The organism is Brevundimonas sp., from assembly GCF_036676055.1.
Lineage (GTDB): Bacteria > Pseudomonadota > Alphaproteobacteria > Caulobacterales > Caulobacteraceae > Brevundimonas.
Map to the genome: position 1 here is coordinate 20,101 of NZ_JAKFDS010000025.1, position 15,873 is coordinate 35,973.

Consider the following 15,873-nt stretch of genomic DNA (forward strand, 5'->3'; position numbering starts at 1 on the left):
CCACGACCGGAGATATCGACATGCGAACCTTCATGCGCCGGGCGCTGACGCCCCTCGCCGTACTCCTGCTCGCCGCGTGCGGAGGGGACGATGACAAGGTCGGGACCAAAACAGCCGAACAGGCCCAGCCGTCCACCCGCACCCTGGCGGCGACACTTCAGGCTGAGGATGGCTTCGGCACGCTGGGCCGGGCCGCGACCAACGCCGGCCTGCGGGACGTGCTGGACGGAGTCGGCCCCTACACCCTGTTCGCGCCGGCAGATGCCGCCTTCACGACGAGCGGCTCGGCGGTCGACTTCACGGACGAAGCCATGCGGGCCGAGAGCGCTGCCCTCCTGCGGGGCCACATCGTCCCCGGGGCGCTCACGCGACAGGACATCACCGCGGCAATCGCAGGCGACCCTGACGGCGAGGTCCAGATGAGGACTGTGGCCAATACCCTGTTGACCTTCTCGCGCGACGGCGAAGCCATCATGGTTGCGGCCGAGAGCGGCGCCCGCGGGCGGCTGACCGGCGAGGAGCGGATCGCCACCAACGGGGTCATGCAGCCGGTCGACGGCCTGCTTGTCGGCCCCGCGGCGCCGCCCGCGGCCTAGCTCAGGTTCCAGGCGATGGCGTCAGGATCCGGCGCGGCGGTCCGTGGAGCTGGAGAACGTAGCGATGTTTGAGGCTCTGCGCTGCGCCCGGAAAGGCCATCAGTTCGTCGACAGCCGGAGCCAGCCGGGATCGCAAGTCTGCGTGCGTTGCCGCCTCCGCAAACCCTTCGAGGGACTTGCGCCGAACTCGGCTGGGTCGCGGGACCAGGACCCGGCTGCCGAATCCTAGACCAGTCGGCTCTGCACCACGGCGGCCTCAATGAAGCCGGCGAACAGCGGGTGCGGCGCGAACGGGCGGCTCTTGAGTTCGGGGTGGTACTGGACGCCGATGAACCAGGGATGGTCCTCGCGCTCCACCGTCTCGGGCAGGACGCCGTCGGGCGACAGGCCGGCGAAAGTCAGCCCGCCCTTCTGCTCGATGGCCTCACGGTAGTTGATGTTGACCTCATAGCGGTGCCGGTGGCGCTCGCTGATGGTGGTCGAGCCGTACATTTCAGCGATCTTCGATCCGGCCTTCAGGGTCGAGTCATAGGCGCCCAGCCGCATGGTCCCACCCATGTCGCCGCCCTGCTGGCGCAGTACGCGCTGGTTGCCCTGGGTCCATTCGGTCATCAAACCCACGACAGGTTCGGACGTGGGGCCGAACTCGGTGGAGGAGGCCTTCGGGAAGCCTGCCAGATTCCGGGCCGCCTCGATCACCGCCATCTGCATGCCGAAACATATGCCGAAATAGGGAATCTTGCGCTCGCGGGCGAAGCGGGCCGCCTCGATCTTGCCTTCCGAGCCGCGCTCGCCGAACCCGCCGGGGACCAGCACCGCGTGGGCGCCCTGCAGCCGGGCCTCGCAGGCCTCGCGGTCGCCCTCGAAGGTCTCGGCCTCGACCCAGTCGATGTTGACCTTGACGTTGTTGGCCACCCCGCCGTGGTGCAGCGCCTCGATCAGGGATTTGTAGGCGTCCTTGAGGACCGTGTATTTGCCGACCACGGCGACAGTGACTTCACCATCCGGGTGCAGGCGGCGGCGGGCGATTTCCTGCCAGCGCGACAGGTCGGGAGCGGGGGCGTCGGTGATGCCGAAATGGGCCAGCACCTCAGCGTCTAGGCCTTCCTGGTGATAGTCCAGCGGCACGGCGTAGATGTCGGCCGAGTCCATGGCCTGGATGACGCCGCTTTCGCGCACGTTGCAGAACAGGCCGATCTTGCGTTTTTCCTCTGGCGGGATCGGGTATTCGCAACGGCACAGCAGGATATCGGGCTGGATGCCGATCGAGCGTAGTTCCTTGACCGAGTGCTGGGTCGGCTTGGTCTTCATCTCGCCGGCGGTCTTGATGAAGGGCAGCAGGGTCAGGTGCACGAAGCAGGACTGGCCGCGCGGCAGGTCCTGGCCCAGCTGGCGGATGGCCTCGAAGAAGGGCAGGCCCTCGATGTCGCCGACGGTGCCGCCGATCTCGACCAGCACGAAGTCCACGTCGTCGCCATCGTCCGTCAGGGCGGGCGTCAGGCAGAACTGTTTAATCTGGTCGGTGACGTGCGGGATCACCTGCACCGTCGCGCCCAGATAGTCCCCTCGCCGCTCCTTCTCGAGGATGGTGGAATAGATGCGGCCGGTGGTGATGTTGTCGGACTTCGCCGCCGAGACGCCGGTGAAGCGCTCGTAGTGACCGAGGTCGAGGTCGGTCTCGGCCCCGTCGTCGGTGACGAAGACCTCGCCGTGCTGATACGGGCTCATCGTGCCCGGATCGACGTTCAGATAGGGGTCAAGCTTGCGCAGACGCACCTTGTAGCCGCGCGCTTGCAGGAGCGCGCCGAGAGCGGCGGAGGCGAGGCCTTTTCCCAATGAGGAAACCACGCCGCCGGTGATGAACACGTAACGGGCCATGGGAGATCACTCTACCGCTGATTCGAGCGGCGTACTGCGGAGACTATGAGGGCGGGAGCGGAAGGCGGGGATAAGGTCCCCGCCCATCCTTATTGCGCCGGTGCGGGCGCCGGCTGGGCCGGAGCGGGCTGGGCCGCGGGGGCCGAACCGAGGAAATCGTCCAGCGACGGGCCGGCCGGTTGCGCCGGAGCCGGGACCGGGGCGGAGGGAGCCGGGGTCTCTGCGGCGCCGGCCGGCGGCGTGGCGAGGGCGCCGACGGCGTCGCGGTCGACGATCGAGGCATTGGAACGGTTGATGTTGCCGACGATGGTCAGGCCAATGGCGCAGGCGAAGAAGGCCACCGCCAGCCACCAGGTCGTCACCGTCAGCAGGTTGCCGGCGCCCCGGGCGGTCATGAAGCCCGACGGACCGCCGCCCATGCCCAGCGCGCCGCCTTCGGAGCGCTGAAGCAGGATCACGCCCGCGAGCGCAACCGAGATGAGGATCATGACGACGAGGAGAATGGTCTGGAGCATGGCGGCCGATATGTGTGGCGCGAAGCCGCGCCGATCAAGCGGCGGCGTCTATCATTGATGCGGGGCGGGAGCAAACGGGGGCCGGAGAGCCTTACGCGGCGCGGATGATCGGCAAGAAGTCGGCCGCCTTCAGCGAGGCGCCACCGACGAGTGCGCCGCCGACCTCAGGCACGGCCAGGATGTCACGCGCGTTGTCCGGCTTGACCGAGCCGCCGTAGAGGATCGGCGCGGCGGAGCTGCCCAGACCGAGACGCTCGATCATGGCGGCCCGGACGGCGCGATGGACCTCCTCGATCTGCTCGAGCGTCGGCGTCAGGCCGGTGCCGATGGCCCAGACCGGCTCATAGGCCACGGCGAAATCGCCGGTGAGAACGGCCTGCGGCAGGGAGTTGATGACCTGATCGCGAACGACCTCGACCGCCCTGCCCGCCTCGCGCTGCTCAAGAGTCTCCCCCACGCAGACAATGGGCGAAAGACCAGCGGCCACCGCCGCCTCCGCCTTGGCGGCGACGAGGCGATCGGTCTCGCTGAATTCCTGTCGCCGTTCGGAGTGACCGACGATGACGAGGGTGGCCCCGGCGTCCTTCAGCATCCCTGCCGACACGCCGCCGGTGAAGGCGCCGTGGGTCTCGGCCCGGCAGTCCTGCCCGCCGACCTCAATGACGCTTCCCTTCACGGCCGCGGCCATGCGCTCGACGAGCGTGGCGGGCGGACACAGGGCGACGCGGCAGGCGGCCGTCTGCGCCTCGAGAGTCCCGCGCAAGGACGCGACCTCCGCCAGGCTCGCGCCCAGACCGTTCATCTTCCAATTGCCGGCGATCAGCTTCACGGATTGTTTCATCCGGCTTCTCTAGGCGGAGCTTTTCGCCAAGCCAAGACGTCTGTGTCAGCCCGTTGCGTCGCCATTGTCTTGCCGTGTCGGCCCGTCACCCCCTATAGGCCGAAGCGACTATTGTCGCCGCCATCCGCCCAGGACCGCTTCCCATGATCTCCATGTTCCGCAATTTCGCGAAGTCGAAGTGGGCGATCGGCCTGCTGGTGCTCACCGCCATCGGGTTGCTGGTCACCGGCGGCACGCAGACGGACCTGCTGGGCAGCCTGCAGGCGCCGAAGGTCGTCTCTGCCGGAGACCGCAGCTTGAGCCCGGTCGAATTCCGCGCCGAGATGGATCGCCGTCTCGAACAGATCCAGACGGAACAGCAACGCGCCATCACCTACGAAGAACTGCTCGCCCAGGCCCCTCTGGCCGCGATCCTGAAAGGGCGCGCCGATGAACTGGGCTTCTTCGCCTGGACCTGGAAGGCGGGCATCCGGCCCGGCAATGAGCTGATCCTGCGTCAGATCCGCTCCTTCCCGGCCTTCTTCGATCCGGTCACCAACCAGTTCAGCGAGAGCCTCTACGCGACCAAGCTGGGCGAGGCCAAAATGACTCCGGAGATCCTGGAGCGCGAAATCCGGAACGACTACGCCCGCGCCCACTTCGGTTCGGCGCTCGTCGCCGGGATGCGCCTGCCGCGGGTCTATGGCGCCCTCTACGCCAATGTGAATCAGCAGACGCGCGACGGTCGCTGGTTCATCCTGACCCAGCAGATGGCGGGCACTGCGCCGACCCCGACCGACGCCCAACTGACGTCGTTCATGAGCCAGAACGCCGCCGAACTGCGCATGCCCGAGCTCCGCTCGGGCATGCTGGTGATCTTCCGGACTCCGGCTGACCAGAACATCGCCATCAGCGAAGAGAAGATCCGGGCCCGGTACGAGTTCCGCAAGGACAGCCTGTCGCTGCCGGAACGCCGCACCTTCACTACGCTGACGGCCTCGACCCGCGCCGCCGCCGATCGCATCGCCGCCGCCTTGCGGGCTGGCCAGACGCCGGAAGCCGTCGGCCAGGCCAATGACCTGCAGCCGGCGAACTACAACGAGGCGCCGCGCAGCGCGGTGGCCGATCCCGCCGTGGCCGCCGCCGTGTTCGGCCTGGGCGTCGACGAGGTGTCGGCCCCGGTGCAGGCTCGCGTAGGCTTTGTCGTCGCCCGGGTCAGCGCCATCGCCCCGGGGCGCGAGGTGACGCTGGAGGACGCCCGACCGGAAATCGTCGAGGAGCTGCGCGGCCAGGAAGCGCGCGGCGCCATCGCACGCCGGGTCGAGGCCTTCGACGCCGCGCGCCGCGAGGGCAAGAGCGTCGATGACGCCGCCCGTCAGGTCGGCGCCCGGATGGTCCCCATCCCGGCCGTGACCCGCGAGGGCCGCAACCGCCAGCGCCAGCAGCTGAACGTCCCGGTCAAGGTGCTTGAGACGATGTGGTCCCTGTCCAAGGGGCGCGCCAGTGAACCGACGGCGCTCGGCGACGGCGACTACTATGTGGTCCGCGTCGACGAGGTCGTCCCCGCCGCCATGCCGCCGCTGGCCGAGGTGCGCGACATGATCGTCCCCGCCTGGATCGCCCGCGAGAATTTCCGCCTGTTGTCGGCCCGCTCCGACGCCCTGGCGACGCGGCTTCGGGCCGGCGAGAATATCGCGGCCGTGGCGGCTTCGGTCGGCGCGACCGTTGTCACCGGTTCCGGGGTCAAGCAGGATCAGGACACCCTCGGCCGCCTCGGCCAGGGCGTGATGTCGGGCCTGTTCAACGGCAAGGCGGGGCAGATTTTCGCCCAGCCCCAGTCCGAAAACAGCCTCGCCATCGGCCGGGTCGACCGCGTCTCGGCCCCGACCGCCGCCGTGGTGGTCGATGAGGCGCAGCAGTGGCGCGCCCGCCTCGGCGCCGCCAGCGGCGATCCGCTGTTCGCCGCCGCCGTGGCCGCCGCCGCGGAGCGGATGAAGGCCAGGTACGACGAAGATCTGGCCCGCCAGGCGCTGGGCGTCACCGCGACGCCCACGCCGCCCGCGGGTCGATGACCCCAGCCGGCGGGCCGCCTCCGGCCGGTTTCACCGGCGGCTGGGCCGATGGACGGCCGCAGGTGGTGGTCCGGCGTCTGGTCGACGACCTCGAGACCCCCGTCTCGGCCTTCCTGAAGGTCGGGCATGGCCGCACCCATGCCTTCCTGCTGGAATCAGTCGAGGGCGGCGCGGTCAACGGCCGCTATTCGATCATCACCCGGGAGCCGGACGCGGTCTGGCGCTGCCGGGACGGGCGGGCGGAACTGGCGCGGGGTGAGGCGATCGCCGCGGGGGCCTACGAAGCCGAACCTGGCGATCCGCTGGCGTCGCTCCGCCGCCTGATCGCGGCGTCCCGCCTCGAATTGCCCGCAGATTTGCCGCCTATGGCGGCGGGCCTGTTCGGCGTATTTGGTTATGACATGGTGCGGCTGCTCGAGCCGCTCGGCCCGCCTAATCCCGACCCGCTGGACCTGCCCGACGCCGTCCTGACCCGGCCGGCGCTGGTGGCCATCTTCGATTCGGTGAAGCACGAGATCGTGCTGGTCTCGGCCGCCTTCCCCGACAGCGGCCTGTCGGCCGAGGCCGCGTTCGAAGCCACCGTGGCGCGGCTGGACGCCTTCGAAGCCGAGCTGCGCGCGCCCCTTCCAGCCATGCCCGCCCCGGTTCCGGCCGCCGCGCCGCCGTTCCGTTCGCCGGTCGACGAGGCGGCCTTCGGCGACATGGTGGCCCGGGCCAAGGACTACATCGCCGCCGGCGATATCTTCCAGGTGGTGCTGAGCCACCGCTTCGCCGCGCCGTGGATGGGCGATCCGTTCGCCTTCTACCGCTCGCTGCGGCGGCGCAATCCATCGCCCTATCTGTTCTTCCTCGACTTCGGCGATTTCCAGCTGGCCGGATCGAGCCCGGAGATTCTGGTGCGGCTGAAGGACGGCCGGGTGACCATCCGTCCGCTGGCCGGCACGCGGCCGCGCGGCGAGACGCCCGAGCAGGACCGTGCGCTGGAGGCCGAACTGCTGGCCGATCCCAAGGAACGGGCCGAGCATCTGATGCTGCTGGATCTGGGCCGAAACGACGTCGGCCGGGTCGCCGCCCCGGGCACGGTCGAGGTGACAGAGAGCTTCAAGGTCGAGCGCTACAGCTCTGTCATGCATATCGTTTCCGACGTGCAGGGGCAGGCGAACCCCAGCCTGGACGCCGTCGACACCCTGCTGGCCGCCTTGCCCGCCGGAACCCTTTCCGGGGCGCCAAAGGTGCGGGCGATGGAGATCATCGACGAGCTGGAAACGGTGAAGCGGGGCGTCGGCTACGGCGGCGGCGTCGGCTATATTTCAGCTGGCGGCGAGGCGGACATCTGCATCGTCCTGCGGACCGCCCTGTTCGCCGATGGCAAGATCCATGTGCAGGCCGGCGCGGGGGTGGTCGCGGACAGCGATCCGGCCGCTGAATACGCCGAGACCCAGGCCAAGGCGCACGCCCCGATCGGCGCTGCCGAGGACGCCTGGCGCTACCCGTTCGGGAACAGGGGCTGAGCCACGGGCGGCTCCTCGAACCGGACGCCCGGCCCGAGCACCATCACGCCCGCCATCAGCACTGCGGCCATCGCGGCCAGCGATGCCGCGGCGAAGACCGTCCACGGGCTGCTGCGCCGGGCCGGCGGCGCAAGCAAGGCGCGCGCCCTGTCGATCGTGGTGTCGGCCATGCGAGCCCCTCCGCTGGAGACCCCAGTTCGCCCGATCGTGGTTAACGAAACACTTACGGTCGCACCGGCTTGGCGCGGCCTCGCGCACCGCCTAGAAGCCGGGGCATGATCCTCGTGGTCGACAACTACGACAGCTTCACCTGGAACCTGGTCCACTACCTCGCGGAACTGGGGGCCGAGACGCGCGTGGTGCGCAACGACGACCTGACGGCGGCAGACGCCCTCGCCCTGAAGCCCGAGGCGCTGCTCCTGTCGCCGGGGCCGTGCACCCCCAACGAGGCCGGCATCTGCCTCGCCCTGATCGATACAGCGCCGTTGGACATGCCGATCTTCGGTGTCTGCCTCGGTCATCAGGCCATGGGCCAGGCGTTCGGCGGCGACGTGATCCGGGCGAAGAGCCTTATGCACGGCAAGACCTCGCCGATCGAGCACGAGGGCAGGAGCGTCTTCGCCGGCCTGCCCTCCCCGTTCACGGCGACGCGCTACCATTCGCTGGCGGTGAAGCGCGAGACGCTGCCGGACGTGCTGGAGGTGACCGCCTGGACCGCCGACGGCGAGATCATGGGGCTGGCTCACAAGACGCGACCAATCCACGGCGTGCAGTTCCACCCCGAGTCGATCGCCACCGAACACGGCCACGCCCTGCTGGCCAACTTCCTTGATCTCGCAAACGTCAAACGCACGGCGATGGTCTGAGGTGGCGGACGGTTTCAAGCCCCTGCTGGCCAAGCTGGTCGACGGCCAGGTGCTGTCGGACGCGGAAGCGCACGCCTTCTTCGCCGCCTGCCTGAGAGGCGAGCCGACGCCGGCCCAGGTCGCCGCAGCCGTCACCGCCCTGCGCATCCGCGGCGAGACGGTGGGCGAGATCGCCGCCTTCGCCACGGCGATGCGCGACGCCGCCCTGACGCTGGACCATCCGTACGACGTCATCGACACCTGCGGCACCGGCGGCGACGGTCAGCACACGTTCAACATCTCGACAGCGGCCGCGCTGGTGCTGGCCGGCGCGGGACTCAAGGTGGCCAAACACGGCAACCGCGCGCTGAGCTCGAGGTCCGGTTCGTCCGACGTGCTGGCGGCGCTGGGGGTCAACCTGGCCGCAACGCCGGCTCAGCAGTTGCGGGCGCTGGACCGGGCCGGCATCGCCTTCCTGTTCGCCCCATCGTACCACGGGGCCATGCGCCACGTCGGGCCGGTGCGTGCGGAGATCGGTTTCCGCACGGTTTTCAACCTTCTGGGCCCGCTTTCGAATCCCGCGTCGGCCAAGCGTCAGGTGATGGGCGTCTATGATCCGCGCCTGCTGGAGCCGCTGGCCGAGGTGCTGGGGCGGCTCGGGGCCGAGCGCGCCTGGACGGTGCACGGACAGGGTCTCGACGAGCTCACCACCACGGGCGACACCGAGGTGGCGGAGTGGAAGGACGGGACGGTGCGCCGCTTCACCGTTCGCCCCGAAGACGCCGGCTTGCCGCGCGCCGACATCGCCGCCCTGCGCGGCGGCGACGCCGAGGAGAACGCCGCCGCCCTTCGGGCGCTGCTTGGCGGCGCCAAGGGGGCCTATCGCGATATCGTCCTGCTCAACGCCGCCGCGGCGCTGGTGGTGGCGGACAGGGCGGCCGACCTGGCCGAGGGCGCGGCGCTGGCGGCGGCGGTCATCGACGACGGCCGGGCGGCGAAGGCGCTGGCGGCGCTGGTCGAGGCCACCAACACCCCGATCGAGGAAGACCCCGCGTGACCGATGTGCTGGCGCGGATCGCCGCCTACAAGCGCGAGGACGTCGCGGCGCGCAAGGCCGCCCTGTCCCAGGACGCCGTCGAGGCGCGGGCGCGACAGGCCTCGGCCCCCCGCGGCTTCCGCGCCGCGCTCGAGCGCCACGCCGAGTCGACCGGGCGCCCGGCCCTGATCGCCGAGATCAAGAAGGCCAGCCCGTCCAAGGGACTGATTCGTGAGGACTTCGATCCCCCGGCTCTGGCGAAGGCATACGAGCGCGGCGGGGCCTTGTGCCTGTCGGTGCTGACCGACGGCCCCAGCTTCCACGGCGACGACGCCTTCCTCCGACAGGCGCGCGACGCCACCACCTTGCCCTGTCTGCGCAAGGATTTCCTCGTCGATCCGTGGCAGGTGGCCGAGAGCCGGGCCTTGGGCGCCGACTGCATCCTGATCATCCTCGCCATGATCGACGACGCCCTCGCCGCGGATCTGCTCGCCGAGGCCCGGAGATTCGGCATGGACGCACTGATCGAGACCCATGACGAGGCGGAGATGGCGCGGGCCTGCAAGCTGGGCGGCGATCTGGTCGGGATCAACAACCGTTCGCTGCGGACCTTCGAAGTCGACCTGGCCGTGACCGAACGGCTGGCCATCCTCAGCCCCGTCCGCGCCCTGCTGGTCGCCGAGAGCGGCATCTTCACGTCGGACGACGTCGCGCGGGTGTCGGCGGCCCATGCGCAGGCGGTGCTGGTCGGCGAAAGCTTGATGCGACAGGCGGACGTCGAGGCGGCTACGCGGGCGCTGCTCCGCTAACCGGACCTTAACCGGAACAGCACAGGAACACCTTGTGGACGTTTGCGGTTTGTTCCGCTAGCGTTCCCGAAACGGGATTCGCCCAGAGGTCTCCATGCTCACGCGCAAACAGCACGAACTGCTGATGTTCATCCACGAACGGATCAAGGAGACCGGCGTGTCTCCGTCGTTCGACGAGATGAAGGAGGCGCTGGATCTGGCGTCCAAGTCGGGCATCCATCGCCTGATCACGGCGCTGGAGGAGCGCGGCTTCATCCGTCGCCTGGCGCACCGCGCCCGGGCGCTGGAAGTGGTCAAGCTGCCGGAACAGGCGACTATGGCCCAGCGCGGGAGGCAACCCTTCCGGCCTGACGTCATCGAGGGCGGGGGCCGGCCGATGGCCGCCGAACCGGCCAACGACACCCGCGAACTGTCGCTGATGGGCAAGATCGCCGCCGGCACGCCGATCGCCGCCATCGAGCACGAGACGGCCCGCTACCCGGTGCCCGAGGCCATGCTCGGCGTGGGCGAACACTATCTGCTGGAGATCGAGGGCGACTCCATGATCGAGGCCGGCATCCTCAACGGCGATCTGGTCATCATCAAATCGGTCGACACCGCCTCGTCGGGCGAGATCGTCGTGGCCTTGGTGGAGGGTGAGGAAGCGACTCTCAAGCGGTTGAGGAAGAAGGGCGGTTCGATCGCCCTGGAGCCCGCCAACCGAAACTACGAGACTCGTATCTTCGGCCCAGACCAGGTCGAGGTGCAGGGCAAGCTGGTCGGGCTCATCCGCCGCTATCACTGACGTCTGGATCGCCGATCCGGCTCCACGGCCGGTCGCCACGCACCCGGGCCGACCAGACGGCGCGCCAGCGATTCTGCGCCGTCGGGCCGTCCCGCCACAGCTCGACCGCCCCACCGCGCGCATAGTCGACGCCGTCGAGAACCAGTCGCCCGTCGCATGAGGCCGGAAGGTCGTGAACGGGCGCGCGCACGCTGACGACCGGCGCCACACGACACAAGGCCGCCATCTGGTCCGCCGACGGCCCGCGCTTGCCCCACCACAGCGCGATCGGGCCCGCATCGGCTGTCTCCGGCGCGCAGGACGCGCGTGTGCAGGTCCAACCCTCCTGCGGTCGCTCGACCGGCGTCACGCCCCGTCGCCGGGACCAGACATCGACCGCGAACTGGCGCACGCCGGGACGGGCGACGACCGCCTCCCCCGCCTCGACCCAGGCGGCGTTCGTGCCGCCATCACCGATCCAGAGGTCCGGCGTCGGCGCGCGTGGCCACAACATCACCGCAGCCGCGAACGGCAGACCGGTCCAGCGCAGCGGCCCGCGCCACAGGCAGCAGAACAGCACGCCGAGAAAGGCGACGGGCAGAACGAAGTCCGGCGCGCTGGCCACGGTCCGCACCGCGCCTGGCAAGCCCGCCGTCCAGGCGCCGACGGCCATCATCAGCTCGATCCCGCGCGCCGCCAGCCACAGGAAGGGCCCGCCCAGACCGAGCGGCTCCAGCAACGCCCCGAGCGCCAGCGCGGGCATGATGAGGAAGTCCGAAACAGGCGCCGTGGCGAGGTTGGCGGCGAGACCGTACATGGCCGTGCGGTTGAAATGCTGCATGGCGAAGGGCCCGGTGGCCGCCCCGGCGACCAGACTGGCGAGGACTGCCGCGCCGAGCCAGGCGCCGGTGCGCTGGACTAGCAGGATCGGCCATGGAGCCGAAATCTCGCGCGGCCGCCGCGGCCAGGCCTCAACCAGGGCGACCAGCGCCGCCGTAGCGGCGAACGACATCTGGAAGCCCGGCGTGACGATGGCCTCGGGCTGGAGCAGCAGGACCACGAAGGCCGCCACGGCCAAGGCGTGCATAGTGATCGCCTGCCGATCCAGCAGGATCGCGAGGAAGGCGATGGAGGCGGTGATCGCGGCCCGCTCGGCCGGCGCCGGGGCCCCCGAAATGACGAGATAGAGCCCTACCGCAAGCAGGCCCGCTCCCGCCGCCACCTTCTTGCCCGGCACGCGCAGCGCGAGCCATGGCCAGGCGGCGACAAGGAGACGCACCAGGAAGAAGGCGAAACCGCCGACGACCGCCATGTGCAGGCCCGAGATCGACAGGATGTGGGCGAGGCCGGAGTCCCGCATCACATCGACCTCGTCGGGATCGAGCCAGGCCTCGTGGCCAGTGGTCATGGCCGCGGCGACGCCGCCCGCCCGCTCGCCCTGCCGCGCCACGATGCGTCTGGCGAGGGCGTAGCGGACGCCGTTGACCCACATTGCCGCGCGCAGCCGCCAGGGCGGGATCGGTAGATAGGCGGGCCGCGTCTCCCCAAGCCCGAAGGCCACTCCGCCCATGCCCTGAAAGAAGGCGTTGCGGCCGAAGTCGTAGGCGCCGGGGCTGGCCGGGGCCGGAGGCGGATTGAGAATGGCGAACAGACGCACCGCCTCCCCCGGTTCCGGCGCGACACCCCGCACCGTGGCCCGCAGGCGCACCGGCGTGTCTTCGGCAGCCAGCCCGCGGATCCGAACCGGGGCGATGACGACGCGTGGTCCCGCGGCGCCGGGGCTGTCGACGTCGACGACCCATCCCTCCACCACGGTGGGTTCGGCCATCGCAGGAGCGATCGGCGCTGTGACCGCATCGGTGCGCAACCTGGCCACGGCGAGGCCGAGGGCGAAGCAGGCCAGCAGCATCAACGGCAGGGTCCAGCCCCGCCCCAGACTGAGCCGCCGTGCGCCCAGCCAGAGGGAGGCGGTCAACAGGGCGGCGACAAGCAGCGGCCAGGTCGGCGGCTCGACCTTGAGCGAGAAGTAGACGGCGCAGCCGCCGCCCAAGGCCACCGGCGCCCACAGCCGCCACCGCAGCGTCTGCCGGTCCAGCTGGGCCCGCAGAAAGCCGGAGAGACGCCCGCGCCCCCTGTGCAGCAGCGAGGCGGACGGTATAACGCCCGCCATGACCTCCCCATCCACATCCGCGCCCGAAGTCGTCACCCGCTTCGCCCCCTCGCCGACCGGCTACCTGCACATCGGCGGCGCCAGAACGGCGTTATTCAACTACCTCTACGCCAAGGGACGCAACGGGAAGTTCCTTGTTCGCGTCGAGGACACCGACCGGGAGCGATCCACCGAGGCTGCGGTCAAGGCCATCTTTGACGGCCTCAGCTGGCTCGGCCTGTTCGCGGACGAGGAACCGGTGTTCCAGTTTTCGAGGGCGGACCGACATCGGGAGGTGGCGAACATCCTGCTGGAGACAGGTCACGCCTATCGCGACTTCCTGACCGCCGAGGAGACGGGCGCCCTGCGCGACGCCGCCAAGGCCGAGGGCCGGACCTTCGAGTCGCCATGGCGCGACCGCAGTCCGACGGTCGACGACCTGGCGAAACCGCACACGGTGCGCTTCCGCCGTCCCGCCGACGCTCCCGTCGTCGTCGAGGACGCCGTGCAGGGCCCGGTGCGTTGGGACTCGGCGTCGCTGGACGATCTGGTCATCCTGCGGTCGGACGGGGCGCCGACCTACAACCTCGCGGTCGTGGTCGACGACCACGACATGGGCGTAACCCATGTGATCCGGGGCGACGATCACCTGAACAACGCCGCGCGCCAGAGCCTGATCTACGACGCCCTCGGCTGGACCCGGCCGACCTTCGCCCACATCCCGCTGATCCACGGCCCGGACGGCGCCAAGCTGTCCAAGCGGCATGGAGCCCAGGCGGTGCATGAATACGCCGAGATGGGCTACCTGCCCGAGGCGATGCGCAACTACCTGACCCGCCTCGGCTGGGCCCATGGCGACGACGAGCTGTTCTCTGACGCCCAGGCGGTCGAGTGGTTCGACCTCTCAGGCGTGGGCCGCGCGCCGGCGCGGCTGGATTTCGACAAGCTGGCCCACGTCAACGCCCACTGGATCCGCCTCGCTGACGACGACAGGCTGGCCAAGCTGACGCTCGATGTGCATCTGGCCCGCGGCCACGCCCTCGGCCCTGACGACGAGTCGCGGCTGACGCGAGCCATGCCGTTCGTGAAGGACCGGGCCAGGACCACGCTGGAGCTGGCCGACCAGACCGCCTTCGTACTGAAGGCCCGGCCGATCCTGATCGAGGGCAAGGCCCGCGAGACGCTGGCCGGAGACTCAGGCGAACGGATCGGGCGCCTGCGCGACCGGCTGGCTCTGTTCGAAAGCTGGGATGTGTTCGCGCTCGAAGCGGAACTCAAGGCCTTCGCCGAAGAGGAAGGGGTCGGTTTCGGTAAGATCGGCCCGGCGGCCCGCGCCGCCCTGACAGGCGGCTCGACCTCGCCCGATATCGCCCGGACGTTGTCGGCGCTCGGGCGGGAAGAAAGCCTCGGGCGTTTGAATGATGCGCTGCAACAGACTATCTGACTTCCACATCGAAACACGACCCGCCGCCTCCCTCGTGCGGGGCCGCCGTCTGACCAAGGGGCTCAAATGACTGAACTCGCCAAACCCGCCGGCTCGGCAACCCTCACCTACGGCGACAAGTCCGTGGAATTGCCGGTGCTGTCGGGTTCGACCGGCCCCGATGTGATCGATATCCGCAAGCTGTACGGCGCCACTGACGCCTTCACCTACGATCCCGGCTTCACCTCGACCGCGGCCTGCGAGAGCGCCCTGACCTTCATCGACGGCGACAAGGGCGTCCTGCTGCACCGGGGCTACCCCATCGACCAGCTGGCCTCGAAGTCCAATTTCGTCGAGGTCTGCCACCTGCTGCTGCACGGCGAGCTGCCGACCGCCTCCCAGTACGAGGCCTTCGAGCGCAACATCACCATGCACACCATGTTGCACTCGCAGTTCGACCGCTTCTTCGAGGGCTTCCGCCGCGACGCCCACCCGATGGCGATCATGGTCGGGACGGTGGGGGCGCTGTCGGCCTTCTACCATGACAGCCTGGACATTCATGATCCGGTGCAGCGGAACATTTCGGCGATCCGCCTGATCGCCAAGATGCCGACGATCGCGGCGCGGGCGTACAAATATCACATCGGCCAGCCGTTCATCTCGCCGAGGAACGATCTGAGCTACGCCGAGAATTTCCTGCGCATGTGTTTCGCGGTTCCGGCGGAGGAGTATGTCGTCAATCCGGTTCTGGCCCGGGCGATGGACCGCATCTTCATCCTGCACGCCGACCACGAGCAGAACGCCTCGACCTCAACCGTCCGTCTGGCCGGATCTTCGGGCGCCAACCCGTTCGCCTGTATCGCCGCCGGCATCGCCTGCCTGTGGGGCCCGTCGCACGGGGGCGCCAATGAAGAGGCGCTGAACATGCTCAAGGAGATCGGCACGCCGGACCGCATCCCCGAATTCATCGAGGGCGTGAAGGCCAAGAAATACAAGCTGATGGGCTTCGGACACCGGGTCTACAAGAACTACGACCCGCGCGCGAAGGTGATGAAGGAAAGCGCCGACGAGGTGCTGGCGGCCGTCGGCGACCCCAACGATCCGCTGTTCCAGGTCGCCAAGGAACTGGAGCGGATCGCCCTGAACGACGAGTATTTCATCGAGCGCAAACTTTTCCCGAACGTCGACTTCTATTCGGGCATCACCCTGTCGGCGATGGGCTTCCCGACCTCGATGTTCACCGTGCTGTTCTCGCTGGCCCGCACCGTCGGCTGGATCGCCCAGTGGCAGGAGATGATCGGCGACCCGACCCAGAAGATCGGCCGCCCGCGCCAGCTCTACACCGGCCCGACCGAGCGCGATTTCGTTCCGATCCAGAACCGGGGCTGAGGCTTCGGCGGAAGCGAGGTTCGCGGAAAGACAGGCGCCGGGGCGAGAGCTCCGGCGCCTTTTCTTA

The 15,873-nt window shown here is 69.4% G+C and carries 14 protein-coding genes; 9 read left to right on the plus strand and 5 right to left on the minus strand.

Annotated features, from left to right (window positions below):
• Nucleotides 1-20: 20 nt before the first annotated feature.
• Nucleotides 21-596: a fasciclin domain-containing protein gene (locus tag V6M45_RS04820; RefSeq protein WP_332654456.1), complete on the plus strand. Its 576-nt coding sequence runs from the start codon at nt 21-23 to the stop codon at nt 594-596.
• 225 nt (nt 597-821) lie between these two features.
• On the opposite strand, the gene V6M45_RS04825 is transcribed toward V6M45_RS04820, so the two are convergent.
• The 3 genes from V6M45_RS04825 to tpiA form a co-directional block, all read right to left on the minus strand.
• The gene (locus tag V6M45_RS04825) at nt 822-2,474 is read right to left on the minus strand and encodes a CTP synthase (protein WP_332654457.1); all 1,653 of its coding nucleotides are present in this window, start codon (nt 2,472-2,474) and stop codon (nt 822-824) included.
• A gap of 89 nt (nt 2,475-2,563) precedes the next feature.
• Nucleotides 2,564-2,989 carry a preprotein translocase subunit SecG gene (secG, locus tag V6M45_RS04830; protein WP_332654459.1) on the minus strand — a complete coding sequence of 142 codons (426 nt, stop codon included), beginning with the start codon at nt 2,987-2,989 and terminating at the stop codon, nt 2,564-2,566.
• Between the two features lie 91 nt (nt 2,990-3,080).
• On the minus strand, nt 3,081-3,830 hold the full coding sequence (gene tpiA, locus V6M45_RS04835) for a triose-phosphate isomerase (RefSeq protein WP_332654461.1): 750 nt from the start codon (nt 3,828-3,830) through the stop codon (nt 3,081-3,083).
• Between the two features lie 143 nt (nt 3,831-3,973).
• Here tpiA and V6M45_RS04840 point away from each other — a divergent pair, with 143 nt between their 5' ends.
• Complete coding sequence (locus V6M45_RS04840) at nt 3,974-5,881, plus strand: peptidylprolyl isomerase (protein ID WP_332654463.1); 1,908 nt, start codon at nt 3,974-3,976, stop codon at nt 5,879-5,881.
• The gene (gene trpE, locus V6M45_RS04845; protein ID WP_332654465.1) at nt 5,878-7,392 is read left to right on the plus strand and encodes an anthranilate synthase component I; all 1,515 of its coding nucleotides are present in this window, start codon (nt 5,878-5,880) and stop codon (nt 7,390-7,392) included. The genes V6M45_RS04840 and trpE overlap by 4 nt, the downstream gene beginning before the upstream one ends.
• Here the strand turns inward: trpE and V6M45_RS04850 are convergent.
• Entirely contained in the window at nt 7,368-7,562 is a 195-nt protein-coding gene (locus tag V6M45_RS04850; RefSeq protein WP_332654467.1) for a peptidoglycan-binding protein, read from the minus strand. The two genes, trpE and V6M45_RS04850, sit on opposite strands and share 25 nt — an antisense overlap.
• Nucleotides 7,563-7,667: 105 nt before the next feature.
• Between V6M45_RS04850 and V6M45_RS04855 the strand changes: the two genes are divergently transcribed.
• From V6M45_RS04855 to lexA, 4 genes are all read left to right on the plus strand, one after another.
• Nucleotides 7,668-8,258: an anthranilate synthase component II gene (locus tag V6M45_RS04855; protein WP_332654469.1), complete on the plus strand. Its 591-nt coding sequence runs from the start codon at nt 7,668-7,670 to the stop codon at nt 8,256-8,258.
• A gap of 1 nt (nt 8,259) precedes the next feature.
• Nucleotides 8,260-9,294, plus strand: a complete 1,035-nt coding sequence (gene trpD / locus V6M45_RS04860; protein WP_332654471.1) for an anthranilate phosphoribosyltransferase — start codon at nt 8,260-8,262, stop codon at nt 9,292-9,294.
• Complete coding sequence (gene trpC, locus V6M45_RS04865; protein WP_332654473.1) at nt 9,291-10,082, plus strand: indole-3-glycerol phosphate synthase TrpC; 792 nt, start codon at nt 9,291-9,293, stop codon at nt 10,080-10,082. Before trpD ends, trpC begins: the two co-directional genes overlap by 4 nt.
• A gap of 94 nt (nt 10,083-10,176) precedes the next feature.
• Nucleotides 10,177-10,866 (plus strand): transcriptional repressor LexA, encoded by a 690-nt coding sequence (gene lexA / locus V6M45_RS04870; RefSeq protein WP_332654475.1) that lies wholly within the window; start codon nt 10,177-10,179, stop codon nt 10,864-10,866.
• Here lexA and V6M45_RS04875 read toward each other — a convergent pair.
• The gene (locus V6M45_RS04875; RefSeq protein WP_332654477.1) at nt 10,847-13,015 is read right to left on the minus strand and encodes a ComEC/Rec2 family competence protein; all 2,169 of its coding nucleotides are present in this window, start codon (nt 13,013-13,015) and stop codon (nt 10,847-10,849) included. The genes lexA and V6M45_RS04875 overlap by 20 nt on opposite strands.
• Between V6M45_RS04875 and gltX the strand changes: the two genes are divergently transcribed.
• Both gltX and gltA read left to right on the plus strand, forming a co-directional pair.
• Entirely contained in the window at nt 13,014-14,438 is a 1,425-nt protein-coding gene (gltX, locus tag V6M45_RS04880) for a glutamate--tRNA ligase (protein WP_332654478.1), read from the plus strand. The two genes, V6M45_RS04875 and gltX, sit on opposite strands and share 2 nt — an antisense overlap.
• Before the next feature lie 66 nt (nt 14,439-14,504).
• Nucleotides 14,505-15,806: a citrate synthase gene (gene gltA, locus V6M45_RS04885; protein ID WP_332654479.1), complete on the plus strand. Its 1,302-nt coding sequence runs from the start codon at nt 14,505-14,507 to the stop codon at nt 15,804-15,806.
• Nucleotides 15,807-15,873: the final 67 nt, after the last annotated feature.